Source organism: Bremerella sp. P1 (assembly GCF_028748185.1).
Lineage (GTDB): Bacteria > Planctomycetota > Planctomycetia > Pirellulales > Pirellulaceae > Bremerella.
The window spans coordinates 4,850,057-4,874,384 of sequence record NZ_CP118164.1; the positions used below are offsets into that span (position 1 = coordinate 4,850,057).

General features: G+C 56.6%; 22 protein-coding genes. 7 read left to right on the forward strand and 15 right to left on the reverse strand.

Going from position 1 to position 24,328, the window contains the following annotated elements:
- Positions 1-40 precede the first annotated feature (40 nt).
- The 5 genes from PSR63_RS20405 to PSR63_RS20425 all read right to left on the reverse strand — a co-directional run bounded on the left by PSR63_RS20405 (position 41) and on the right by PSR63_RS20425 (position 4,721).
- On the reverse strand, positions 41-346 hold the full coding sequence (locus PSR63_RS20405; protein WP_105356300.1) for a co-chaperone GroES: 306 nt from the start codon (positions 344-346) through the stop codon (positions 41-43).
- Between the two features lie 92 nt (positions 347-438).
- Positions 439-2,133, reverse strand: coding sequence for a chaperonin GroEL (gene groL, locus PSR63_RS20410; protein ID WP_443111053.1), 1,695 nt, complete (start codon positions 2,131-2,133; stop codon positions 439-441).
- Positions 2,134-2,460: 327 nt separating this feature from the next.
- On the reverse strand, positions 2,461-3,162 hold the full coding sequence (locus PSR63_RS20415; protein ID WP_274327523.1) for a type 1 glutamine amidotransferase domain-containing protein: 702 nt from the start codon (positions 3,160-3,162) through the stop codon (positions 2,461-2,463).
- Between the two features lie 92 nt (positions 3,163-3,254).
- Positions 3,255-3,539, reverse strand: coding sequence for a hypothetical protein (locus tag PSR63_RS20420; protein ID WP_274327524.1), 285 nt, complete (start codon positions 3,537-3,539; stop codon positions 3,255-3,257).
- A gap of 147 nt (positions 3,540-3,686) precedes the next feature.
- Positions 3,687-4,721 carry a M42 family metallopeptidase gene (locus PSR63_RS20425; protein WP_274327525.1) on the reverse strand — a complete coding sequence of 345 codons (1,035 nt, stop codon included), beginning with the start codon at positions 4,719-4,721 and terminating at the stop codon, positions 3,687-3,689.
- Between the two features lie 177 nt (positions 4,722-4,898).
- On the opposite strand from PSR63_RS20425, the gene PSR63_RS20430 reads away from it, so the two are divergent.
- Complete coding sequence (locus PSR63_RS20430) at positions 4,899-6,458, forward strand: bifunctional GNAT family N-acetyltransferase/carbon-nitrogen hydrolase family protein (protein ID WP_274327526.1); 1,560 nt, start codon at positions 4,899-4,901, stop codon at positions 6,456-6,458.
- A 24-nt stretch (positions 6,459-6,482) separates the two neighbouring features.
- Here the strand turns inward: PSR63_RS20430 and PSR63_RS20435 are convergent, their stop codons facing one another.
- Positions 6,483-8,525, reverse strand: coding sequence for an alpha/beta hydrolase (locus tag PSR63_RS20435; protein WP_274327527.1), 2,043 nt, complete (start codon positions 8,523-8,525; stop codon positions 6,483-6,485).
- A gap of 110 nt (positions 8,526-8,635) precedes the next feature.
- Complete coding sequence (locus PSR63_RS20440) at positions 8,636-9,364, reverse strand: platelet-activating factor acetylhydrolase IB subunit (RefSeq protein ID WP_274327528.1); 729 nt, start codon at positions 9,362-9,364, stop codon at positions 8,636-8,638.
- Positions 9,365-9,663: 299 nt separating this feature from the next.
- Between PSR63_RS20440 and PSR63_RS20445 the strand changes: the two genes are divergently transcribed.
- Positions 9,664-9,852 carry a DUF6800 family protein gene (locus PSR63_RS20445; protein ID WP_224437720.1) on the forward strand — a complete coding sequence of 63 codons (189 nt, stop codon included), beginning with the start codon at positions 9,664-9,666 and terminating at the stop codon, positions 9,850-9,852.
- A gap of 128 nt (positions 9,853-9,980) precedes the next feature.
- Here the strand turns inward: PSR63_RS20445 and PSR63_RS20450 are convergent, their stop codons facing one another.
- The 7 genes from PSR63_RS20450 to pheA all read right to left on the reverse strand — a co-directional run bounded on the left by PSR63_RS20450 (position 9,981) and on the right by pheA (position 15,069).
- Positions 9,981-10,523, reverse strand: a complete 543-nt coding sequence (locus tag PSR63_RS20450; RefSeq protein ID WP_274327529.1) for a flavoprotein — start codon at positions 10,521-10,523, stop codon at positions 9,981-9,983.
- Positions 10,520-10,786, reverse strand: coding sequence for a DNA-directed RNA polymerase subunit omega (locus PSR63_RS20455; protein WP_274327530.1), 267 nt, complete (start codon positions 10,784-10,786; stop codon positions 10,520-10,522). The genes PSR63_RS20450 and PSR63_RS20455 overlap by 4 nt, the downstream gene beginning before the upstream one ends.
- Positions 10,771-11,373: a guanylate kinase gene (gene gmk, locus PSR63_RS20460; protein WP_274327531.1), complete on the reverse strand. Its 603-nt coding sequence runs from the start codon at positions 11,371-11,373 to the stop codon at positions 10,771-10,773. The genes PSR63_RS20455 and gmk overlap by 16 nt, the downstream gene beginning before the upstream one ends.
- Position 11,374: 1 nt before the next feature.
- Complete coding sequence (locus PSR63_RS20465) at positions 11,375-12,259, reverse strand: YicC/YloC family endoribonuclease (RefSeq protein ID WP_274327532.1); 885 nt, start codon at positions 12,257-12,259, stop codon at positions 11,375-11,377.
- Positions 12,260-12,380: 121 nt separating this feature from the next.
- Positions 12,381-12,887, reverse strand: coding sequence for a preprotein translocase subunit SecG (gene secG, locus PSR63_RS20470; protein ID WP_274327533.1), 507 nt, complete (start codon positions 12,885-12,887; stop codon positions 12,381-12,383).
- Between the two features lie 89 nt (positions 12,888-12,976).
- Positions 12,977-13,732, reverse strand: a complete 756-nt coding sequence (gene tpiA / locus PSR63_RS20475; protein ID WP_274327534.1) for a triose-phosphate isomerase — start codon at positions 13,730-13,732, stop codon at positions 12,977-12,979.
- Positions 13,733-13,980: 248 nt separating this feature from the next.
- Positions 13,981-15,069, reverse strand: a complete 1,089-nt coding sequence (gene pheA, locus PSR63_RS20480) for a prephenate dehydratase (RefSeq protein WP_274327535.1) — start codon at positions 15,067-15,069, stop codon at positions 13,981-13,983.
- A 481-nt stretch (positions 15,070-15,550) separates the two neighbouring features.
- On the opposite strand from pheA, the gene dnaK reads away from it, so the two are divergent.
- From dnaK to PSR63_RS20505, 5 genes are all read left to right on the forward strand, one after another.
- On the forward strand, positions 15,551-17,497 hold the full coding sequence (dnaK, locus tag PSR63_RS20485; RefSeq protein ID WP_274327536.1) for a molecular chaperone DnaK: 1,947 nt from the start codon (positions 15,551-15,553) through the stop codon (positions 17,495-17,497).
- A gap of 369 nt (positions 17,498-17,866) precedes the next feature.
- Complete coding sequence (clpB, locus tag PSR63_RS20490; RefSeq protein ID WP_274327537.1) at positions 17,867-20,545, forward strand: ATP-dependent chaperone ClpB; 2,679 nt, start codon at positions 17,867-17,869, stop codon at positions 20,543-20,545.
- Between the two features lie 138 nt (positions 20,546-20,683).
- Positions 20,684-20,902 (forward strand): hypothetical protein, encoded by a 219-nt coding sequence (locus PSR63_RS20495; protein WP_274327538.1) that lies wholly within the window; start codon positions 20,684-20,686, stop codon positions 20,900-20,902.
- A 27-nt stretch (positions 20,903-20,929) separates the two neighbouring features.
- Positions 20,930-21,700 (forward strand): GNAT family N-acetyltransferase, encoded by a 771-nt coding sequence (locus PSR63_RS20500; protein ID WP_274327539.1) that lies wholly within the window; start codon positions 20,930-20,932, stop codon positions 21,698-21,700.
- A 37-nt stretch (positions 21,701-21,737) separates the two neighbouring features.
- Entirely contained in the window at positions 21,738-22,337 is a 600-nt protein-coding gene (locus tag PSR63_RS20505) for a hypothetical protein (protein WP_274327540.1), read from the forward strand.
- 28 nt (positions 22,338-22,365) lie between these two features.
- Here PSR63_RS20505 and PSR63_RS20510 read toward each other — a convergent pair whose 3' ends face one another.
- On the reverse strand, positions 22,366-24,264 hold the full coding sequence (locus PSR63_RS20510; protein WP_274327541.1) for a trypsin-like peptidase domain-containing protein: 1,899 nt from the start codon (positions 24,262-24,264) through the stop codon (positions 22,366-22,368).
- Positions 24,265-24,328: the final 64 nt, after the last annotated feature.

The window sequence follows — 24,328 nt, forward strand, 5'->3', positions numbered from 1 at the left end:
AAAAACTGAATGCGGTTTAGGACAGATCGAAAGGCCGGGCTTAGTCGTTGACGACTTTGGCCAGGACTTCGGTCTCGCGAAGGATCTTGTACTCGACGTCATCGATTTCGATATCGCTGCCGCTGTACTTGCCGTAGATGACTTCGTCGCCAATGGCCACCGAAAGCTCTGCTCGGCTGCCGCTATCCAACAGCTTGCCAGGACCGACGGCCAGGACAGTGCCACGCTGTGGCTTTTCCTGAGCCGAGTCAGGCAGAACGATACCACCGGCGGTGGTTTCTTCTGCTTCCAGCGGCTGAACAACAATGCGGTCATCCAAAGTGCGAATCTTCAGACTCTTCGCCATGGGTGTTTATCCTTAAAACTTATTCAGGGGTATGTTTGATGTTTTGAAACGAATATTCGAAAGGTTCTGTGCAATTCAGGACTAAGCGTGAATTACATCATGCCGGGCATGCCCATGCCGCCCATTCCTGGCATGCCGCCCATGCCACCCATTCCTCCCATGCCGCCGTGGTCATGGTGATCGTGGTGATCGCCCCCTTCGTCTTCGCTTGGGATTTCGGTGATCAGCGAGTCCGTGGTCAGCAGCAACGCGGCAACACTGGCAGCGTTCTGCAGAGCGGTACGAACTACCTTGGCAGGATCGATGACGCCGGCGTCGACCAGGTCTTCGTAGTTGCCGGTATCGGCGTTGAAGCCTTCGGTGCCCTTCTTCTGCTGACGAACGCGGTTCACAACCACGCCACCGTCCAGACCGGCATTTTCAGCGATCGTACGCAGTGGGAATTCGAGAACCTTGGCGACGATGTCCGCACCCAGCTTTTCGTCACCTTCGACGGCCAGCTTCTTCAGAGCCTTTTGAGCTCGGAGCAGGGCGATACCACCGCCAGGAACGATGCCTTCTTGCAGAGCGGCTTGGGTAGCACTCTTGGCGTCGACCAACAGGTCCTTGCGTTCCTTCATTTCGGTTTCGGTGACGGCACCACAGTTGATCTGGGCAACACCACCGGCCAGCTTGGCCAGACGCTCTTGCAGCTTTTCGCGATCGTATTCGCTATCGGTAGCTTCGATTTCGCTGCGGATCTGAGCGGCACGACCTTCGATATCGGCCTTCTTGCCGCCACCACCAACGATGACGGTTTCGCCAGCGGTCAGCTTGACCTTCTTGGCGCGACCCAGGTTGGAAGTCTTGACACTTTCCAGTTCGATGCCCAGGTCCTTGAAGATGGCGGTTCCACCGGTCAGGGTGGCGATGTCGCCGAGCATGGCTTTACGACGATCGCCGTAGCCAGGAGCCTTAACGGCGGCAACGTTCAGGATGCCACGCATCTTGTTGACGACCAGCGTTGCCAAAGCTTCGCCTTCGACGTCTTCGGCGATGATCAGCAGCGGCTTGTTGGCCTTGCTGACAGCTTCCAGAAGCGGAACCAGCTTCTTGGCAGCCGAGATCTTTTCTTCAAACAGCAGGATATAGCAATCTTCCAGTTCAACTGCCTGCGAGTCTTCGTCGGTGACGAAGTGAGGCGAAAGGAAGCCGCGATCGAACTGCATACCTTCGACGAAGTCGACGGTCGTTTCGCTTCCGCGACCTTCTTCGACGGTGATGACGCCGTCTTTACCAACCTTCAGGAAGGCTTCGGCAAGCACCTTACCGATCGTCGGATCGTTGTTACCGGCGATGGTAGCGATCTGTTCGATCTGCTTCTTGCTCTTTTCGTCGATCTTGGTGGACGACTTCTGAACGGCTTCGCCGACTGCTTCGGAAGCTTTCAGAATTCCACGTTGCAGGGCCATGCCGTCCGCACCGGCGGCCAGCATCTTCAGACCTTCGCGGAAGATACCTTCAGCGAGAACGGTTGCGGTGGTGGTACCGTCACCAGCAACATCGTTCGTCTTGCTGGCGGCTTCCTTAACCAACTGACAGGCGAGGTTTTCGTAGACATCGTCCAGTTCGATGTCTTCGGCAACCGTCACGCCGTCCTTGGTGATCTTGGGGGAACCCCAGCCTTTGTCCAGCACGGCATTGCGACCACGCGGACCCAACGTGCTCTTCACGGCACGTGCCAGCTTTGTTACGCCGGCCAAAAGCGGCTGTCGCGCTTCATCTCCAAAGACCATCTGTTTTGCCACGTCTGGAATCCTCCTCTTGTGGGATGAACTGGTTTCAATCGGCCTGGCTCGTTGATGGGGTGTTCCCATGTCGTTGGGCGAGCACGCTTGGCCGGTTTATTCCATAACTTGGTGATTAACCGTTGATTTGTTTGCGTCAGAGGGAGGCTCCAAGTGCACCCTGAGTGCAGATTTTGGCAGACTCTCTCTGAGATCGGCTTATAGATGCAACTGCCGTGCCGAGAAGTGGGGAGGGGATCGCAAGTCACACAGCAGAAACGACTTGCGATTCATAGGACATTTAGAAATATCACAGCTAAGGACTGCCTTGCCAAATTGGCAGGGAGGTCAAACTTCGGCAGCCTGACCCAGCAGCGCGAAGACTCCTTCGGCCACTGCATGGCCCGATTGAGGGTTCTGCCCGGTCACGAGTCGATCTGAGGTGACCGCAAAGGGGGTGAATGGCTGTTCGGCTTTCTGGTAGTTGGCCCCGCGTTTAACCAGCTCTTCTTCGGTCAGGTACGGCACGTGGTCGGCCAATTGGGCCAGTTCCTCTTCCTCATTCGAGAATCCGGTGACCTCACGCTCTGACACGAGGTAGCTTCCGTCGGAAAGCTGAATGTTCAAAAGGCCGACCGCTCCGTGGCAGACCGAGGAAACGACTCCGCCGGCCTCGTAGATTTCACGGCTGATTGCCTGCAGGTATTTGTTACCGGGAAAGTCCCAGATCACTCCATGTCCGCCGGCGAAGTAGATGGCGGAGTAGTCGGCCGGATCGACGCTTGGGGCGGGCAGGGTGTTTCCCAGTCGATTCATGAACTTGTGGTCTTCGTAATATTCCCAATCGATCGGCAGGGCCATTTCTCCCAGGCTCATGGGATCAATTGGTGTGTAGCCACCCTGTGGGCTGACGAAATCGACCTGGCAGCCTGCTTTTTCGACCGTATCGACAAAATGGACCGCCTCACCCAGCCAAAGGCCTGTGGGACGATCCATTTCGGGGTATCTCGAAGTATTCGTCACGACGACGAGGATCTTCTTGCCGTTCATGATGGCACTCCTTGTTCGAGTGGAGAGAAGCTCAGAAGAGTGTGGCCCGGCTTCTCTTAATTTAGCAGATTTCGTCCGCCAAAAGTGACATCTTATTCCTGGGAGAAGTAGATGAGCATGGCAGGGGCTAGTAAGAACATCCAGCCTAAGATGCTGACGAGAAACGGCGGCGATTCCGTGTCCATATGGCCGCCACGTCCGAGATAGCCGGTAAAGCTTCCAAAAAACTCCGGAAACCAAATTAATGACAACGGAAACATCAGGAAGGCGGTCGCGTAGAGCAACTCAATCCCAACGCCACCGTTGGCAATCGCCATGGCAATCAAGTAGCCAAGTGCAACAACAACGCTTAGTAATTTGCTTATAGTTTCTGCCACTCTCTGGCCTATAGGGTTTTCGGATGGGGGCCAACGCCAGGCTAATCGCTCTAGGCTCGAATCTCTTGGAATATAAATCTTCGAGCAACTAGGTCATGACAGCCAACAACATCAGTAAGTTGCGCCCTCCATCCGAAACAACTACAACTACATGCCGGGGCGGAAGTCGTCGTCGTCCTGAACACTGTGCAGAAACTCGGCCAACAAAGTGGCAGCGTGGTCGATGTCTTCCAGCGAGATCGTTTCGACGGCACTGTGCATGTAACGGTTGGGAATGGCCACCAGGCCAGCGGCGACGCCGCCACGGGTGGTTTGAATGGCGTTGGAATCGTTCGGGGCTGCTTTGCCCAGGGCCGCGATCTGATAGGGGATCTGGTTTTCCTCGGCTACTTCGATCAGCCGCGAAACGACCTTGGGATTCATATTCGGTCCCCGATAGATGACCGGGCCGCGTCCCAGGTAGACTTCGCCACGTTCTCCCCGGTCGATCGTCGGGCAGTCCGTCGCGTGGGTCACATCGACGGCGATACCAATGTGCGGGTCGATCCCATAAGCGCTTGTTTTGGCACCCCGCAGGCCGATTTCTTCCTGAACAGTGGAAACCGCGTAAGCCGCACACTGCTTATCGCTGAACTTGCCGTAGCGTCGAGCCGCTTCGATCACGACCCACAGTCCGGTGGTATCGTCCATTTTGGGGCCGAATGCCAGGTCGTTCTGCATCATTTGCATGCCCAGTTGCAGAGTGACCGGGTCGCCCACTTGCACCAATGTCTTCGCTTCGGCCTGGTCCTTGGCCCCGATGTCGAGCCACAGGTCTTTGAGCTGAATGGCCGCTTTTCGTTCGGCATCGGTCAGCAAGTGGATTGGCTTACGGGAGATGACCGCCGGGATATCCCCATCTTTGGTCCAGATTGACATCTTCTGTCCGACCAATTGAACTGGATCCCAACCGCCGATCGTCTGGCACCGGATGAATCCCATTTCGTCGATTTGCGTGACCAGCAGACCGATTTGATCGCAGTGGCCCGCCATCATCACGCGGACGTTCCCACCTGAGTTGACCGAAGCAATGACGTTACCGTGGAAGTCCGTGTCGACCTTATCCGCGAATTCGGCGGAGTATTCCCGCACGATATCCTGTACCGGAGCTTCGTAGCCAGAGGGGCTCGGAGTGTTCAACATACGCTCTAAAAACTTTAGCGGCTCAGACTCCATACTCGAAACGGCTCCTCGATAACTGCGGAAATGTGAAACGTGATACGGCTGATATCTTTTATCATTGTGTAAAAGGCACGCGGCGCAGATAATGCCCTGCGCGTCAGCACACAGTAATGGCAGTCTAGGGGATAGGTGCGTTTGATGGAACCGATCGATCTAAAGGAATACGAGTGGAAAACGGTGATTCGTCCTATGCGCATCGAGGATTACGATGCGCTGGTCGAGATGCAGCGGGCCTGCTTCCCTGGCATGGCGCCCTGGTCGAAAGAGCACATCGAAAGCCAGCTGAAGATTTTCCCCCAGGGGCAAATCGTTATCGAGATCGACGGTCAGTTGGCGGCGTCCTCCAGCTGCTTGATTGTGCAAAACGAGCCCAACATGGCCTGGCACAACTTCAAGGCTGTCTCCGACAACGGCTATATCCGTAATCACAACCCTAAGGGGGACACGCTGTACGGGATCGAGATGATGGTTCATCCCGAGTTCCGCGGCCTCAAGCTTTCCCGCCGCATGTACGATGCCCGGAAGGAAATGTGCCGCGAGATGAACCTGGCCCGGATGATCATCGGCGGGCGTATTCCCGGCTATCACAAGGTGGCCGATAAGATGACCGCCCGCGAATATGTCGAACGGGTGGTCGCCAAGGCCGAGTTCGACCCCGTGCTGACCGCCCAGACGGCCAATGGCTTCGCCCTGCAAGGGCTGATTCCCAATTACCTGCCCAACGACAAGGCTTCGTGCGGGTACGCCACCTACTTGGAGTGGCTGAACCTCGACTACCGACCAGGGGCCAAGCGACGCTTCCATCACCTGGTCGAACCGATTCGCATCACGGTCGTTCAGTATGAAATGCGAGCGATTCGCAGTTTCGATGAGTTTGCCCAGCAGTGCGACTTCTTCCTCGACGTCGCCTCCGACTACAAGTCAGACTTCATCATGTTTCCGGAGTTGTTCACCACGCAGCTCTTGTCGTGCGTGGAACCGACCCGGCCAGGGCTGGCAGCCCGTCGACTGGCGGAGTTCACGACCGACTACCTCGAGTACTTCTCGGAGCGGGCGATCAAGTTCAACGTGAACGTGATCGGCGGTAGTCACTTCGTGTTGGAGAACGACACGCTGTACAACATTGCCTACCTGTTTGGTCGCGATGGCTCGATTGGTAAGCAGTACAAGATTCATATCACCCCCAGCGAGCGGAAGTGGTGGGGGATCGAGCCTGGGCATAAGGTCGAAGTCTTCGACACCGACTGCGGCAAGGTCGCTATTCAAATCTGTTACGACATCGAGTTCCCCGAGCTGACGCGAATCGCAGCCAACAAAGGGGCCGAGATGATCTTCGTGCCGTACAACACCGACACGCGTCACGGCTACCTCCGCGTGAAGACGTGTGCCCAGGCACGCTGCGTCGAGAACCAGGTTTACGTGGCAATCTCAGGCTGTACCGGTAACCTGCCGTTTGTCGAGAACGCCGATATCCACTACGCCCAGTCAGGCGTCTTTACCCCATGCGACGCCGAGTTTGCCCGTGATGGTATCGCCGCCGAGTGCAACCCGAACGTCGAAACGATCGTGATTCACGACGTCGACCTGGAACTGCTTCGGCGGCACCGGTTAGAAGGTTCGGTCCAGAACTGGAACGACCGCCGCAAGGACTTGTACAAAGTGCAGTACATGGAAGACGGCGAGCAGGGATACGTTTAGTTGCCTGAAGCAGTCGCTTAAGCCTTACTGCTTTGCCGCCGACGAAACGATCATTAGCTTGACCTTGTTGGCATACTCCAAGAGTTCCGGAGTCTCTGAGACAAGACTGACCGACCGAGGCACATCAGGAGTATTGAATGCCATCGCCATCGCTTCCGGCAAGTTCATGAATCGTCGGACGTTCATGAAATAGGGGCCTTCCCGATGATCGAGGGGGGGATTCCTTAAATGCAGGTTACCGATGGCGGGCTCGAAGATTGCCGCATAGATCGCCAGTGCTGCGAGGTTTCCTTCTGCTTTGACGGTGACGTTGTCGAGCGTTGTAGACTCAACGATTGCCTGGGCTGCACGGCGAATGTCCCAGACTCGCATCGCATCGATCGATTGTCCCAGCAATAAATAGCGACGACGCGTTTGAATCTCCGGCTTCGTTTCCTGCGTCCATTGGGTTGGGCCGATGCCGCGCGGGGCGAGAACATAGAAGTGCTGGCCGGGACCAGGATCCTCTAGCGGAGACTTGCCGTCTCCTTCCAGATAGTTCATGAACTCCTGCCACTTGGCATCGTCGGCAACGATCAGTCGCCCGGATAAAGCCTTGCCGGGTTTGGGGGATACAAATTCCAAGAGTGGAAGTGTCACGTCCGGCTCGGTGGAAAGCTCGTGCTGAATGACGGTCCAGCCATCTTTCTGCAACTCCTTTTGCGTCGAAATCTCGGCGGCTTGAGACTCTTGCGGCCAACCAGCGAAGGACTTGGTTGCCAGAAGTTTCTTCCACTCGCCGAACATTTCGTTCCACTCGCCAGGCGACTCGGGTACCTTGGCGGGCTCAGCAGCAGCGACAAACGTCTCTTCGATCTTTGTGTTGATTTCATCCTCAGGCAGCGTGTCGAAGACCTTCAGCTCTTCGACCTCGAATTTGGGAACCGCAACATCCGTGATTGCTGGCGTATCTCCTTGGAGATGTTTTCGCAGCCAATAGAACGCCGGAATGCGAAGCGGCTGCGTGTCGGCATGACCGCCAGGCAGAATCGTTAGGGCCAGGTTTGGAGCTTTACCGTAAAGCTGGTAGATCTTGCGCGCTGCCAGGTGCGTCCGCTCGACCCCTTCCAGTGGGAAGATCGGGTCGTAGTCGGTGTTGGCGATCATCAATGGGCGGGGGGCAATTAGCGCCGGCAAGAGCGTGTAATCAAAGCCGTACGTGTTGACCCAGTACATGCAGTCGCAGTGCCCTGCGACCACACCGTTGACGACGTGATCTTCCAGGTCGGTGATACCGGCGACGGGGACGGCGACCTTAATGCGGTCATCGATCGCCGCGATGTACCAGCTGTAGGCTCCACCGCCACTACGCCCGGTGACGCCGATTTTCTCGGGATCAACGTCATCACGTGATTGCAGCAGATCGATCGACCGGACGCAGTTCCAGGCTTCGACGCCGGCCGGTGTGTAGCCTCGGTTGGTCCACCATTGGTGAGCGTCGTTGTAGAGACCTTTGTGCTTCCCTTCGATCTCACCGAGCTCCAACGAATCAATCGTCAGGCACACAAAGCCATGTCGGGCAAACCAGGCCCCGTGATGTTGATAGTGGGCCTTATTGCCGTAGCTGATGCCATCCTTCTTCACGCGACCGTGGCCGCAAACGTAAAGCACCGCCGGCAGCTTCCCTTCGACCTTAGCAGGGCGGTACAGGTTACCGGTGACGTACAGTCCTGGGCGCGATTGGAAGTGGATCTTCTCGACAATGATTCCGTCGCGTTCGATCGTGCCGGTGGTGGTCGCTTTCAGGTCGGTCTTTTCGGGCCAAGGCTCGAGCCCGAGCATTTCTTTCAGCTTCTCTCGGTACTCATCCTTCTTGGCTTCCCAGGCTTCCAGCGAGTCAATTTCTTGCAGTGGAGCATTGGTGACGCGTGTGGTTTCCGCTTGGAAATATTGTCGGATCTGCTTGTCGCCGAAAGATGCTTCGTCGGCGGAAACAAGCGGCGTGATCAAGAGACAAACGGCAGCGGCAACAGCGAAGCGCATCGGCAGGATCTCCAGAAAGAAGGTGTCAGGTGGGAGCTTCATCATGCCCCTTTCGAGCGACGGCGTCAAAAGGAATCTGGCAAGCTCCACGAAAAAAGACCAGGACTACCTGGGTAATCCTGGTCTTTTCTGATGTCACGAGTGATGTCAGGCAACTATTCGCCGAGAAGTTCTTTGATCTTCGGGGCAACGGCATCGGCCCACAGCTGGTAACCCTTCTCTTTTGGGTGCAGCAGGTCAGGCATGATTTCCTTGGGTAGCGTGCCGTCTTCGGTCAGGAAGACGTCGTTGATGTTCAGGAACGTAACGTAGTCCTTGTCCTGCATCGACTTCTCGATGATGGCGTTCGCGCCGTCGTTCAGCTTGCGGAGCTGATCTTCGGTCTTGGCGCCACGTGGGAAGATGGCCAGCAGCAGGACCTTCGTTTCCGGGTGCTTCTCGTGCAGCTTCTCAACGATTGCATTGACGCCGGCAGCCGTGTCTTCCGACTTCTCTTTGCGGTGACCGGTGTTGTTGGTACCGATCATGATGACAGCAACCTTCGGCTTATAGCCATCCAGTTCGCCGTGCTCGAAACGCCACAGAACGTGCTCGGTGCGGTCGCCGCCGTAGCCCAGGTTCAGAGGGCTCCACGCGCTGAAGTTATCGTCCCAGATCTTCTTGCCGGAACCTTCCCAGCCGTGAGTGATGGAATCGCCAATGAAGACGACGTCGATCTTCTCCGCGTCTTCGATCGCTTTGAGCTTTTCTTCGTGACGCTTAACCCACCAATCGCCACGCGGGACTGGTTTCAAGGCTTCGATCGGCTCTTTGGTCGCGGTATCCTCCGCAAAGGCCGGCACGGCCAGAACGAGGGAAAGCATCAAACAGGCAAAACAACGCATTGTCTATCTCCTGGGGGGAACTGTTGTGAATCTCAAGGTGAGTCGGCTCGGCGGGATTACGGTTTGCCGAATGGTCTAGTCTCTACGACGCAGCGGCGCAGGTCAATTCCTTGAGCCGTAATTGGCCAGTAAGGGAGCATTTCGGTACTTAATTGGCTAATCGGGCAGCGAAAACGGCTGGGCCGATTGACTAAAAAGGCCTTGTTCCTTACATTGTGGGGTTTCCAGATCAATCAAATTCGACGCCTAGAGTGTCGTTTCCCATTTACCTAAAGATATCTCACTAAAGGAACTGTCGCGTGCCGGTAATTAACGAGCGCCATCAGGAGTTGAAGCGTCGACGTCATCGCAAGAAGGTTTACGCTAAGTTCAAGGCCAAGATTGCTCAGAATCCATCCAATGACGAAAAGCGCAAGATGGCTCATAAGCTCCGCAAGCTGACGCCAGCCGCTGAAGAACTGATCCAACGCTGGGGCCTGGAAGCCTAATTGGCTCGGTCTTACTAGCGAACTCGAAAAAAGCGGAGTCTTATTGCTCCGCTTTTTTTCTGCGCAAACGTAGGTCTACGCAGGTGAATGGATAGGCTGCCATTTGTAGCGCGTCTCAGAGGGACGCCCTAGCTGGCGGATAGATGCTTCTCAATCGCCTGGAAGATCTCTTCCGGCTCGGTCATGCGTCCGGTCCCTTCGACGCGGCAGCTTTGCCAGCCGCTATCGGGGCCAATCATCTGCACGCCGTCTTCGATCAGTTGCTTTGCGTTCCGCTGAACGGCCGGATGAGCCCACATCTCTTTGTTCATTGCCGGGCACATCATGACGTCGCCTGTGAACGCGAGGTAGAGCGTGCTGAGCAGGTCGTCGGCCAGCCCTCCGGCGGCTTTGGCCATGAAGTCAGCCGAAGCAGGCACAATGCACAATAGATCTGCCCGGCGCGCAAGTTCAATGTGCGCGCCTAGCGGCATGGCATCGTCAAAGAGTTCTGTGTGCACTCGCTTCCCCGACAGCGCGGTGAGTGTCGCCGCGCCGACAAAGTGATAGGAAGCGTGGGTCATCACCACGGTGACGTCGACATCCGCTTTGACCAACTGGCTGACCAAAGCGGCCGTCTTGTAGGCGGCAATCCCGCCGGTGACGCCGATGATGACCTTTCGTTGGCTCACAGTTCGTCACTCATCATGGCATCGAACGACTTGATCATCACATCGCCGTCAGCAGCGGTGCGAAGTTCGTTCGTCGTGTCGAGGAAGATCTTGTCCTGCTTGATCTCTTCGAGGACGATTTCCATCTTGTTGTCGGAGTTGATTTCGACCAGCGGACGGCTCCCGGCGTTCAGGGCCACCAGACGCTTCTGGATCAGGGTCGACAGCTTAAAGCGACCACCAACCTTCTTGATGATGAATTCTTCTTTCAGTTCTTCGAGCATCGCTCCTCCTTTTCCTGACGGATAATGTCTGCAAGTTGTGCGGCGGTTTGGTCCGCAGCGCCAAGTTTGTTCACCACGTGGTGGCGATACCACTTGGACGCTTCCATCTCTTTCTTGGCCGTTTCCAGCCGCCGCTGGATGGCTTCTTCTGTTTCGGTGCCTCGGTCGCGGAGGCGGCGTTCTAATTCTTCGGCCGACTCGGGACTAAGGAAAATGGTGACTGCCGCTGGGTACTTCTCGGCAACCTTGGCGGCACCCTCGACGTCGATTTCCAACAGGACCGAAATGCCTTGGTTTAATCGAGCTTCGACTTCGCTACGCAGGGTTCCGTATAGGTGCCCTTTGCGGAAGACCTCGACATACTCCAGGAATTCGTCGCCCTCGATCCGCCGCTGAAAGTCTTCTTTGGGAAGGAAATGGTAGTCGATACCATTCTGCTCCCCGGCTCTCGGCTCGCGAGTCGTTGCGGAAATACTCAGTTCAATGGGTGGTTCACCCAATGCCAACAGCTTGCGCACCACGGTCGATTTGCCAACGCCTGAAGGCCCGGACAAGATGACCAAGTTGCCTGGTGTGCTTGCTGTCATATCACTCGATGTTTTGGATTTGCTCGCGGATCTTCTCGATAGCGGTCTTCATTTCGACCACGCCTCGGGCGATCTCGGCGTCGTTCGCCTTCGAGCCGATCGTGTTGGTCTCGCGAAAAATTTCCTGCGTCAGGAAGTCGAGCTTTCGCCCCGCGGACTCTTCCTGCGTGAGGAACTTTTCAAACTGACCCAGGTGGCTTTTGAGCCGGACGATCTCTTCGGAAATGTTCACGCGATCGGTGAAGATCGCCACTTCGCGAAGGAGTGTCGCCGGGTCGACCGTCACGTCGAACTCCTCGAGGACTTTGTTCACACGCTCGGTCATACGATCACGGTAGCCGTCGACCACCAGCGGTGACTTGGCTTCGATCGTTTCCAGGTGCGAGGCGATCGTCGCCAGGTTCTCGCGAAGATCTTTGGTGGTGTTCTCTCCCTCGGCACGACGCATGGTGTCGAACTTCTCGAGGGCCGCTTTCAGTGTCTTTTCAATTACCGGCCAGGCGTTGAACTGCTCGTCGTCGGTGTCGGTGTTCTCTTGCACCACGCCTGGCAGTTGCAGTACCGAATCGATATGGGGTGTTTCTGATAGCCCCACCTTCTCGCCGAGTTGCCGGATCTGCTGCATGTAGCTTTCCAGCACAGCCGTATCGATGCGGTACTTGTCGGCGGTCACGTCCTGCTTGATTCGCAAGTTGATCGTGATGGTGCCACGGTTGATAAACTTCCGCGTGACCCCTTCGATCTGTGATTCCAACCCACTGAACAATTCGTTGCCACGCACGGCCAGCTTGAAGTAGCGATTGTTCACCGAACGCACTTCGACCGAAACGGAAACGCCTTCCGCGTGCAGGTGGGCATCGCCATATCCGGTCATGCTCAGCAGCATGGTTTCTCTCTTCGCGAATCCGCGATGCTAACGTGAATTGGTCAGGAAGGTAACGAACAAAACTTCCCTGGGCTCTGACCTAGGGAAGTTTCTGAAGATGATCAGGCGAATGCCGCGTCAATTACTCGGCAGGCTTCTCTTCGGTTGACGAGGCATCTCCTTCGGCAGGAGCTGCGGCACCACCATTCGCCGGTGGCTCCAGGTCGGCATCCGACGTGACCTCAGCGGCTCCGCCAGCAGCAGGGGCCGAACCTTCTTCTTCGTCCGATGGAAGCGTCAGTGCGGGACCGCCAGCACCAGGAGTCGTGTCGCCTGGCAGGCCGGTTGCAGCCGGGGCAGCACTACCGCCGGAACCGGTCAGCTTGCTGGCTCCCTGATCTTGCAGGCCCATCGTGGCGAAGATGCACAGCAAGATCCAGAAGACCGCCATGACGACCGTAATCTTGGTGAACGTGTCGCCAGCTTTCGCACCAAAGGCACTCTGGCCACCAGCACCACCCAAGGCGCCAGTCAAACCGCCACCACGACCGCGCTGCACGAGCACGACCAGGATCAGGAAGACCGATGTCAACAAAAGCAGCGGGCCAAAAATGTACTGCAGGAACCCGAAAAGGATGGGACTGGTCATGACTGGTTACTTATGAAAACGTCCGTGTCTGGTTTCAAAAGTGGGATCGGCCACGAGTAGCAGATCCCGACGGGGGAATGGGGTAACGACTAAGCTTGCGCTCCGGCGATGATGCCGAGGAAGCTGTCTGCTTTGAGCGAGGCACCACCGACCAGGGCACCGTCAATGTTCGGTTGCGAAAGCAGTTCAGCGGCGTTGTCCGGCTTCACGCTTCCGCCGTACTGAATGCGAACCGACTCGCTGACGGCTTCGCCGTACTTGGCGGTCATCAGGGCACGAATGCCGGCGTGAACTTCTTCGGCTTGCTCAGGCGTAGCGACCTTGCCGGTACCAATGGCCCAAACAGGTTCGTAAGCGATGACGACCGAATCCATTTGCTCGGCGGTAACGCCAGCCAGGCTACCGTACATTTGCTCGGCGACCACGTCGGCGGTCTTGCCCGATTCACGTTCTTCCAGCAGTTCACCAACGCAGACGATCGGCGTCAGGCCAGCAGCCAGAACAGCATGCACCTTCTTGCAGACGTCGGCATTCGATTCGCCGAAAATGTGACGGCGTTCGCTGTGGCCGAGGATCACGTATTGGCAACCGATGTCCTTGGCCATGGCAGCCGAGATTTCACCGGTGAAAGCCCCGGAGGCTTCGTGGTAGCAGTTCTGAGCACCGACACCCACTTTGCCGCCTGCGGCAGTGGCGACGGCATCGAGATAAACGCTAGGAGCACAAACGGCAACTTCAACTGCGTCGCCAGCCGTGTTGCCTTCAGCAACGCCTTTCACCAAAGCGACCCCGTCGGCCTTGGTGGTGTTCATTTTCCAGTTACCTGCAATGAAAGGACGTCTCACCCGTCGTTCTCCCTTCGGACCGCCTTGGCCGATGAAATAGCAATGACTCAGAACGCTCTAAGTCGTGTTGTCGGTTCACAATGAAACCCAACAATATAGCAGAGTGCTTGCATGGTCGTCGAGGTCACCTACGCCCCAGTTAGCGGAGAAAATCGCGATCCCCAAAGCACGGTTTGCAGGGGCTCGATCCACCGGAAAACAGGCAAAATCGCCGAGGGATTGAGTTCTTTTCCCGCCGCGTGGTGGGCTTAGTTGACCGGTTCGGTCTTCTGGTACGAGCCCAGCACTTCCAGTCGCAGGGTTTTCTTTTCGAGGGCGCTCACCGTCCGGCGGAGTTTCAGCTCGCTGCAGTGCCCCTCCATTTCGACGAAAAAGAGGTACTCCTCAGGGGCGTTTGCCACCGGGAACGACTCGATCCAGGTCAGATTCAGGCGGTTCTTCTTGAAGATGTTCATCGCGTCGGCCAGGGCCCCAGGCTTGTGCTCGGTCTGGAAGAGCAGGGCGGTCTTGTCGTTGCCCGTCTTGGGACCCATCTCGTGTGAGATTACCGCGAAACGGGTGATGTTGTTCGGGTTGTCCTCGATGTTCGAGGCGATCGTTTCCAAGTTGTAATTGATGCCAGCGGCACGACTTGCGATCGCGGCGGCACCTTCTTTCTGGGCAGCCAGCTGAGCGGCAGCCGCCGTGCTGGTCATTTCAATCGGTCGGGCAGCTGGCAAGTGCTTGGCCAGCCAATTACGACACTGCGAAAGAGCCTGGGGCTTGCTGAAGACCTCTTTGATCTCCTCTCGGTTGCATTTGGCCAGCAGTTGGTGATGGATGTGAAGCTTCACCTCGCCGCAGATCTTGGTGGGGTGTTTGGCAAACATCTCGAGCGTGTCGGTCACGCGGCCATCGTTGGAGTTCTCGACCGGAACCAGCCCGAAATCGGCCTGGTTGCGCTGAATCTCCTCGAATACGGTCGCGATCGTGGCGACCGGGCTGTAATCGGCATTGGCCCCGAACTTTTCCACCGCTGCCTGGTGCGAATAGCTGTATTGTGGCCCCAGGTAGGCAATACGAAGCCGCCGCGAAGCACTCCGGCAAAGGCTTAAAACTTCCTGCAGCACGGGCGAGACGGCCTCGCTCGACAGGTTGGTCTTGTTCGCCTTGAGCAGCTGCTGAAGTTCGGTCTCTTCGCTGCTCAGCTGCTGTTCGATCGTCTTACCGGGCTCGGACTGGACCATCTTCTGGCAGGTGTCGACTCGTTTGGCCAGCAGCGTCAAAAGCTGCTGATCCATCTTGGCGATCGTCTTTTGCAGGTCGGTTGAAGAGGTCTTGCGAGGTGTCTTGGCCATCGGGCTGTGCCTGGAATATGAGAATCTTGGCATCTGGCCGCTGAAGGCCTGATGCTGGGGAATCACCAAGGGTGGGTATGTCGTTTGTCAGTCGCCGCTTCCCGGTTGCGAGCTGGGTGCATGAGAAGCGGATAATGCATCATAACTCATCTTTTTCCGCCATAAATCTAGCTCACACGAGACTTTGTGGCAATTCGCTGCCATTTTGGCAGAGAATCCGGGTTCAAATCGGCGTCGCTCGGAGAGGGTAAAAAATAGCGTTGATGTAAGTCATTGTATTGCAATTGGTTGCGGAAAATCGAGAGCCCTTTTGGACAGTTTTGGCATACCTCTTGCATTTACGTTGGTCAATCTCAAGCCACGGTCAGTCCCGGCATGAGAGAAACACAAACAGCTTGGTCTGGGTTCACGCTCAGGCTCACAACATAAAACGTCTCACGCCTTCCCGGCGCGAAATTTACGAAAGAAAGAGGTGACCACTATGGCACAAGGCGAAGTGATTATTGGGATCGACCTCGGTACCACCAACTCGGTGGTCGCGGTCATGGAAGGTTCGGAAGCCAAGGTGATTCCGAACGCCGAAGGAAGTCGGCTCACGCCGAGCGTCGTTGGCTACACCGACAAGGGAGAAGTCCTTGTTGGCGAACCAGCTCGTCGTCAGGCGGTGACCAATCCTACCAAAACCGTTTACTCCATCAAACGATTCATGGGTCGTCGTCACAGCGAAGTCGGCTCGGAAGAGAAGATGGTTCCTTACAAGGTCGTCGGCAGCGCAGACGAATACGTCAAGGTTCAGATCGGCGACAACGAATTCACCCCACCGGAAGTCTCGGCCAAGGTTCTGCAAAAGCTGAAAGCCGCCGCCGAAAGCTACCTGGGGCACAAAGTCAGTAAGGCCGTGATTACGGTGCCTGCTTACTTTAACGACGCTCAGCGTCAGGCAACCAAAGACGCCGGCCAGATCGCCGGGCTCGAAGTTGCTCGTATCATCAACGAACCAACCGCAGCCGCTTTGGCTTACGGCTTGGGTAAGAACAAGGCCGAGAAGATCGCCGTGTTCGACCTTGGTGGTGGTACGTTCGACATCTCGATCCTGGAAGTCTCGCCACCAGAAGATGGCGATGACGGCGGTCGAACCGTGTTTGAGGTGATCAGCACCAACGGTGATACGCACCTCGGTGGTGACGACTTCGACGAGAAGCTGATCAACTACGTGGCCGAACAGTTCGAGAAGGACAACGGTATCGACCTGCGTAAGGATCAGATGGCCCTGCAGCGTCTGCAAGAAGCCTGTGAAAAGGCGAAGAAGGAACTCAGTGGCCAGGCCTCGACCGACATTAACCTGCCGTTCATCACGGCGGATGCGTCCGGTCCGAAGCACTTGCAGCTGACCATCAGCCGCAGCCAGTTCGAGCAGATGACCGACGACCTCATCGAGCGTTGTCGCATTCCAGTCGAAAAGGCCCTGAAGGATGCCAACCTTTCGCCCAGCGATATCGACGAAGTCGTGCTGGTCGGTGGTTCGACCCGTATCCCGAAGGTTCAGGAGATGGTCAAGAAGATCTTCGCCAAGGAACCACACAAGGGTGTGAATCCTGACGAAGTCGTCGCGGCTGGTGCTGCGATCCAAGGTAGCGTGTTGGCCGAAGGTGGCCGTAAGGACGTGCTGCTGTTGGACGTCACTCCGCTCTCGCTCGGTATCGAAACGCTCGGTGGTGTGTTCACCAAGTTGGTTGAACGCAACACGACGATTCCGACCGAGAAGAAGCAGACCTTCAGCACGGCCGAAGACAATCAGGCTGCGGTGACTGTTCGCGTGTTCCAGGGTGAACGCCCGATGGCTGCCGACAACCGCTTGCTCGACGAGTTCAACCTGGACGGTATCGCTCCTGCTCCGCGTGGTATGCCACAGATCGAAGTCAAGTTTGACATCGACCAGAACGGTATCCTCAACGTGGGTGCTAAGGACCTGGGAACCGGCAAGGAAATGAAGGTCGAGATCAAGCAGAGCTCGGGTCTCTCGAAGGAAGAAATCGATCGGATGCAGAAGGACGCCGAAGAACACGCCGCCGAAGATAAGCGGAAGCGTGAACTGGCCGAAGCCCGCAACGAAGCCGAATCGAACTGCTTCCAACTCGAGAAGCTGATCAAGGATGCCGGCGACAAGATCTCCGACAACGACAAAGCTCCCCTGGAAGCTGCGATCAACAAGGTTCGCGAAGCCGCCAAGGGAGAAGACGTCGAGGCGATCAAGTCCGCCATCAGCGAACTGGAAGCTGCTTCGCACGCGGTCAGCAAGATCCTGTACGAAGCCGCCGCTGCCAACAATCCGGAAGCTGCCGAAGGTGGGGAAGCCCCCAGCGGTGAAGCCAAGGACGGAGGCGACGACGACGCGATCGATGCCGAGTTCGAGGTCAAGAAGGACTAACCCTTCCTGATCCAGCGATGCTTGGAAAAAGCCCGGGCATCGCGAACTTCAGTTTGTGATAATCAAGGGCTGGGGCCGCAAGGTACCCGGCCCTTTTTATGGACTGATCGAACCTGTCGGGTCGAAAGTCCTAGCCCCCGACGGGCAAGCGTGAGGAAGGGAATTCATGTTGGGAATGCCGCTTCAGAAAGTTGGATTCATGAGCCTATTTCAAACGCAAAGTTATTTACTTTTCAGAGGCGATATTCAGCGTTTTCGGTGAGCCATTGGGCCGTTGCAAACGTAAAGAATTACACAACAACTAACTTAACAATCAACTCGGAGTGCTAATCCAAAAACACACCCGATTCAACATAAAAGGAAACCATCATGACACCACGATTCGATAAGTTCACCATAAAAGCTCAGGAAGCCGTTCAGCTGGCTCAGCAGATGGCTACCGAGGCTCGTAACACGGCCCTGTCGCCACTCCACTTGCTCGCTGCGCTCTTGAAAGAGGACGGCGGTATCGTTCGCCCGCTTCTGGAGAAGATGGGCGCGAATCGTGGGCAGTTAGAGTCGATGGTCAAGTCCGAGATCGGACGGCTGTCGACGGTAACCGGTGGCGATGGGCAGCTGCGTCTGTCGAGCGAACTTGATCAGGTTTTTCAGGCAGCCCAAAAACAAGCCGACACGATGAAGGACGAGTTTGTCTCGACCGAGCATCTGATGCTGGCCCTTACGCAGGTTGCCTCGAAAGCGAAGGACCTGTTACAGGTCAACGCGGTCACCGAGAAAGACATCCTGGCGGCGCTGCGGGAAGTCCGTGGGAGCTCGCGGGTCACCTCCGAGAACCCGGAAGATACCTTCCAGGCACTGCAAAAGTACGGCATCGACCTGGTCGAGCGAGCTGAGAAAGGGAAGCTCGATCCGGTCATCGGCCGCGACGAAGAGATCCGCCGCACGGTTCAGGTTCTCTCGCGTCGTACCAAGAACAACCCCGTGCTGATCGGAGAGCCAGGCGTCGGTAAGACGGCCATCGCCGAAGGGCTGGCGCTCCGCATTGTGCAGGGGGACGTGCCGCAGAGCCTCAAGAACAAGCGTGTCATCGCGCTTGATATGGGTGCGCTCGTGGCCGGTGCGAAGTTCCGCGGCGAGTTCGAGGAACGCCTGAAAGCAGTGCTGAAGGAAGTTCAGGACTCGCAGGGAAGTGTCGTGCTGTTCATCGACGAACTGCACACCGTCGTCGGAGCTGGTAAAGCGGAAGGGGGTGCCGATGCAGCGAACCTCTTGAAGCCGGCCCTGGCTCGCGGTGAGCTGCGATGTATCGGTGCAACCACGCTTGACGAGTATCGTCAGTACATCGAAAAGGACGCGGCCCTCGAACGTCGTTTTCAGCCGGTGTATGTCGGCGAGCCTTCGATCGAAGACACCATCGCGATTCTGCGTGGTCTGAAGCCACGTTACGAAGCGCATCATGGCGTGAAGATCAAGGACTCGGCACTGGTTGCTGCGGCTAAGCTTTCCGATCGCTACATCACCGATCGATTCCTGCCTGACAAGGCGATCGACCTGGTGGACGAAGCTTCGAGCCGACTGGCCATCGAATTGGAAAGCGTGCCGGCCGAGATCGATCAGGTGCAGCGTCGTTTGACGCAGTTGCAGCTGGCCGATCGTCAGCTTGCCGAAGAAACCGAAGAAGGTGCCATCCAGCGTCGCGAAGAGATTCAAGACGAAATGGAAGAGGCCAAACGGCAGTTGGCCAGCCTGCGAGAGCAGTGGGAAGCCGAGAAGCTCGGTATGGGTGACGTCGCTCAGATTCGCGAAGAACTGGCCGCGACCGATCTCGAGTACTCGCGGCTTCACGCATCCATTCAGGAAACCCAATCGGCCGGGCAACCGGTTTCTGAAAGGGATTACCAACAACTGTTCGAGCTGCAGAAGAAACACGATGCACTCGTTCAGCGGATGGAAGCCGAAAGCGAGCACGAGGCCGAGAAGGACGAAGCCAAGAGCGAGCGACGTTTGCTTCGCGAGCAGGTCACCGAGGACGAAATTGCCGAAGTGGTCAGCCAATGGACGGGCGTTCCGATTGCCAAGATGTTGGAAACGGAACGAGCCAAGCTGTTGGTGCTCGAAGAACGTCTGCATCAGCGCGTCGTCGGTCAGGACGAGGCCGTGGTGGCCGTGGCCAACGCGGTGCGTCGCAGCCGTAGCGGTTTGCAGTCTGCCAATCGTCCGGTCGGTTCGTTCATCTTCCTGGGCCCAACGGGCGTCGGTAAGACCGAACTGTGCAAGGCATTGGCCGAAGCTCTGTTCGATGACGAGCACGCGATGGTCCGTATCGACATGAGCGAGTACATGGAACGTCACGCCGTGAGTCGACTAATCGGGGCACCTCCCGGATACGTCGGCTACGAAGAAGGAGGCAAGCTGACCGAAGCCGTGCGGCGGCGTCCTTACAGCGTGATCCTGCTCGACGAAATCGAGAAGGCCCATCACGATGTGTTCAACATCTTATTGCAAGTGCTGGATGATGGCCGCTTGACCGACAACCACGGTCACACGGTCGACTTCACCAACACGATTGTGGTGATGACGAGCAACATCGGTAGCCAGTCGATTCAGCAGATTGCCCAGGAAGGTGGAAGCGACGAAGAGATTCGCGATGCCGCCCAGGCCAACCTGCGAACGAAGTTCCTGCCCGAGTTCCTGAACCGGATTGATGACATCATTGTCTTCAAGCCGCTCGTGAAGGAACAGATTCGTACGATCGTCGATTTCCAAACCCAAGGCTTGGCCCATCAGCTGGCCGAACAGGGAATGGAATTGGTGGTCGACGATGCGGCCAAGGACGCGCTGGCGGAAGAAGGTTTCGACCCGCTGTACGGGGCACGTCCTCTGAAGCGAGTCATCCAGAACCGTCTGCAAAACCAGTTGGCTACGCTACTGTTGAAAGGCGACTTCAAGGATGGCGACCGGATCACGGTTGGCTACGACGGCACCGAGTACACGTTTACACGGTCGACCGCCGGGGCCAGCACGGTCGAATCCGCCACGGTCAGCTAAGCCTGGCCAATTGACGTAAGTTTTGACTGGGGACGCGATTTGGAGTATTTTCCTGTCGCGTCCCCAATTTGTTTCTTGCCCTAGCGAATACCCTGGCGAGTCGAGCAATAGGCGCACATTTCCGTAAGGGACCTACTGATGGGCATCGGAATCTTTTTGTTCGTATTTATTGTCATCGTCGGGATCGCCGCGGTGATCGCCACGTTTAATGCCAGCCGGAGTCGCCGAAAGCGACGGTCGCGTGAGGATACCTCGAGTGGTTGGGAATTTCCTTTCCTCTTCGGCGGTGATTGGGGTGGCAGTGACGATAACGACGGTGGCTGGTTTGATGGTGGAGACTTTGATGTCGGCGACTGATAATTGCTGGCACCAGAATATATCAATATGGGTGTCCTGATTTTTTTATTGGGGATCGTTGTCGCCGTTGCCTATTTTAAGCTGATGGTCCGAGCCAACACCATCAGCTTAAATAATCTTCGTAGACCAGACGGAAGCTATGCCGACTACGATTTCCCAGGCATCATCAACGGTGGTAATTCGAAAGGATCGCATGAAGGTAGTGCGTCTACCGAGCATGACCTCTACGGCCGCCCTCTTCCTCAAGAGGTGATCGAAAAGCGAAAGCAGCAGGCACAAGATTCATCCGGCATCGCGGCGAACCCGGAGATTCAGATCCGCCAGTTCGAGGAAATCGATTGGCCTCAGATTCAAGCGATTATCGAGCCCGTTATCCGCGCTGGCGAGACCTACGCGCTTGATCCGAACATGACATCCCAGGAGATGCACCAGGCGTGGATCGAGCAGCCTGCGGCGATCTACGTGGCTGTGCTGGAAGATGAAATCGTCGGCACCTACTATCTCAAACGCAATCAGGCCGGCGGTGGAATTCATGTGGCCAACTGCGGCTACGTTACCGCCAGCAGTGCCCAGGGGAAAGGCATCGCGGCCACGATGTGCCTGCACTCCCAGGCAGAAGCCAAACGCCTCGGCTTTCGCGCGATGCAATTCAACTTCGTCGTCAGCACCAACCAGACCGCCATCCGGCTATGGAAGAAGCTGGGGTTCGACGTCGTGGGGACACTGCCCAAGGCGTTCAAGCATCCATCGCAGGGGTATGTCGATGCGCTGGTAATGTATAAGCTGCTTCAGAGCTAAACCTAGGAACCGTGCGAACACGCGATGCGAGACACTCATGGACGACGACATTCCTCTCATTCCCGAACTGAAATGGCTGGCAGAAACCGCTGTGCCTGATGACTCTTGGGCCGGGCCGGGGCCGATGCTGGTGAATCTTCATCCGTGGATGGAGCGTCTGCATGCCAGTAGCCACCGTCACCTGGTCATCGCAACTCATGCTGCCGCCCGAACCGCTCTTGTGCATTGGGAGAACATGCTTGCCGCGTCGCCAGAAGAGTCGCTCGAAGCGATCCTGGACGGGCAGCCACCGACCAGCCAGTTGGCAGCTGTCGAGTGTTGGCTACAGCAGCCGACGGAAGAGCACAAGAACAACGCCTTCGAGACCGTCGACCATACCAAGCAGCTTTACTGGTTTCACGAAGAATACGAAGAGGTTTGGTTTAAACATCCCGGCATGTGGGCCGTCGAGTCAAGTGAGTTCTGTGTTTCGTCACTGACGGGCGATCCGTATTCCTCGGCATCTCAGGCAACGCTTGCCACCATCTCGGTGTCGTGCGCCATCAACTCGTTTCGCACTTCGCCGGATGATGACGTACTGGAGGCGGCATCCATCGTGTTTGAAGCGATTCGTGCCGCATTAGAAGCCGCAGCGTAGGCTGGGGCGAACCCCAGCCCCGTCAAGCTTACCGGCTGAACTCCTTGACGAGCGCCTTGAATTCAGGCGTGTATCGCAGGTCGCCGAAGTCTTCGTCGTTCAAGGTCGCGTTTACGTTGCGATAGCCGTTCTGGAAGGCTTCTCGCAGTGAGGCCAGGGCCTTGTTCGAGTTCTTCTCCAGACCGTAGGTACAGGCCTCGTTGTAGATGGCCAGCGATACCTTGTTCCGCTCGAGGTCGTTGAGTGGTCCGTACTGATCGCGGAACTCGCGATAGGCCTTGGCACATTCGTAGAAACTTTGATTCGACTCGGCGTCTTTCCCAGGCTCCTTGGCTAGGGAAAATCCTTGGTCTTGGAGCGCGCCTGCTTTGACCAACAGGGCACCTCGGCGGATCTTTTTATCACTCGACGTCTCGGTAGCTTTATCGGCGAGTTGAATTGCCGTATCGAAGCTGCCCCTTAGCTGGGCCAGTCGCGCTTCGGCCAGTTCTTCCTCGGCCGGCGGCAAGAGGGCGAACAGGCGAATTCGCTTGGTCGAGAATTCCATTTTCTCGCCGGTCTCTTCTTCGATGAACTGGGCAAACGCAGCGGTCGTCGCCCCTTGCTTGGCGTCGTAGGCATCCTTCATGATCTTCTTAATTCGGTTGACGTTTTCCAAGACCTTGGCGTCCGGCACGATCAACGAATCACGCTCTTCCTGGCTCAACACGCCTGCGTATTTGATCATATTCTGTCGCAGTTTCGGCTCCCAGACTCGGTCTCCCTTCACCTTGGCGACGACACCCCCTTGAATGAAACAGTAGACCCCTTCCTTGATGAATCCCTTGGCGACCAGCATGACCCCTGTCTCGTTCCAGAAAAGAGGATCATGGGCGAACTTCACCATCGCCTCCATGCGGACGACCATGCTCTTGTCTTCGCGTCCTTGCTTGATGAGAGACTTGTACAGCAATTCGTAGGGGGTTGCCTTGCCGTAAGGGTCGAGGCGAATCGACTCCTGCATGTAGGCTTGGCAGGCCGGAAACGACTGGGCGAGAAAGCAGATCAGGCCCAACTGGTTAAACACCTCTTCGTTGTTGGGGTCCAAGTACGCGGCCTCTTGGCAATTCTGGAACAGGATCGCACGCAGCAGGGCCATCTCCAGAGACTGCTCGGCCTCGCCGCGGTTCTCCTTGTTCGATTGAATACGCACTTCTTCAATCAGTCGCTCGGCGCGTTTCAGCAAGGCAAGTGCTTTCGCCGCATCGATCGTCTTTCGCGAATATGGCTCGAAGTCGGCCATCGTGATATCGTAAAGCGGAATCGCGAAGCCCACGTTGTCGACATCGGTCAGCTTGAGCGTCACGATCCCGACAACATTGCCTGTCCGATCACTCAGCGGTCCGCCTGAGTTGCCGGGGTTAATCGCCGCACTGATCTGGTAATACTTGGCCCCCTCGATATCTCGATCGACACCACTAAGCAGGCCTTCGGTGATGGTTTTGTTCAGCGTGATCTCGCTTCCCGTGGCCGGGTTGCCGATCGCGTAAAGACGCTGGCCGGTGATCGCCTTCTCTTTCGACAAGCGACATGGACCCAACTGCGCGTTGTGTTCGGCCGGGTCGATCTGCACCAGTGCCAGGTCAAGGTCCTTATGAACCTTCGTGACCTTCACGTTCTTAAACACGACCGTCTGCCGCGTGCCATCCTTCATGACCTCGGCGGTGCATTCGAACGGAAGCGGGTTACTGACCACGTGAGCATTGGTCAGAATCGTTCCCCCCTTGGTCAAGATAACGCCGGTGCCGGTCGACGCTTCGTTATGCAACCGGACGACGCTGGGACCAACTTGCCGAAAGACGTTCACGGCGTCTTCCTGGGCCTGCGAGGACTGCACAAACAACAACAAGGACAAGAGGGCGAGCCACTCGATCTTTCGCTGCATCATATATTCCGAACTAATAAGAAAAGACTTGTATCAGTACAGATGAGGATCGCATTGTAACAACGCG

Bases quoted from the DNA above. Each gene is read 5' to 3' on its own strand.
- secG (WP_274327533.1), bottom strand. From the start codon at position 12,887: ATGACCAGTCCCATCCTTTTCGGGTTCCTGCAGTACATTTTTGGCCCG.
- pheA (WP_274327535.1), bottom strand. From the start codon at position 15,069: ATGGCCAAGACACCTCGCAAGACCTCTTCAACCGACCTGCAAAAGACG.
- PSR63_RS20415 (WP_274327523.1), bottom strand. From the start codon at position 3,162: ATGAACGGCAAGAAGATCCTCGTCGTCGTGACGAATACTTCGAGATAC.
- PSR63_RS20455 (WP_274327530.1), bottom strand. From the start codon at position 10,786: ATGCTCGAAGAACTGAAAGAAGAATTCATCATCAAGAAGGTTGGTGGT.
- PSR63_RS20440 (WP_274327528.1), bottom strand. From the start codon at position 9,364: ATGCGTTGTTTTGCCTGTTTGATGCTTTCCCTCGTTCTGGCCGTGCCG.
- PSR63_RS20465 (WP_274327532.1), bottom strand. From the start codon at position 12,259: ATGCTGCTGAGCATGACCGGATATGGCGATGCCCACCTGCACGCGGAA.
- PSR63_RS20425 (WP_274327525.1), bottom strand. From the start codon at position 4,721: ATGTTGAACACTCCGAGCCCCTCTGGCTACGAAGCTCCGGTACAGGAT.
- dnaK (WP_274327536.1), top strand. From the start codon at position 15,551: ATGGCACAAGGCGAAGTGATTATTGGGATCGACCTCGGTACCACCAAC.
- PSR63_RS20500 (WP_274327539.1), top strand. From the start codon at position 20,930: ATGGGTGTCCTGATTTTTTTATTGGGGATCGTTGTCGCCGTTGCCTAT.
- gmk (WP_274327531.1), bottom strand. From the start codon at position 11,373: ATGACAGCAAGCACACCAGGCAACTTGGTCATCTTGTCCGGGCCTTCA.
- PSR63_RS20505 (WP_274327540.1), top strand. From the start codon at position 21,738: ATGGACGACGACATTCCTCTCATTCCCGAACTGAAATGGCTGGCAGAA.
- PSR63_RS20495 (WP_274327538.1), top strand. From the start codon at position 20,684: ATGGGCATCGGAATCTTTTTGTTCGTATTTATTGTCATCGTCGGGATC.
- PSR63_RS20430 (WP_274327526.1), top strand. From the start codon at position 4,899: ATGGAACCGATCGATCTAAAGGAATACGAGTGGAAAACGGTGATTCGT.
- clpB (WP_274327537.1), top strand. From the start codon at position 17,867: ATGACACCACGATTCGATAAGTTCACCATAAAAGCTCAGGAAGCCGTT.
- PSR63_RS20510 (WP_274327541.1), bottom strand. From the start codon at position 24,264: ATGATGCAGCGAAAGATCGAGTGGCTCGCCCTCTTGTCCTTGTTGTTG.
- PSR63_RS20435 (WP_274327527.1), bottom strand. From the start codon at position 8,525: ATGATGAAGCTCCCACCTGACACCTTCTTTCTGGAGATCCTGCCGATG.
- PSR63_RS20405 (WP_105356300.1), bottom strand. From the start codon at position 346: ATGGCGAAGAGTCTGAAGATTCGCACTTTGGATGACCGCATTGTTGTT.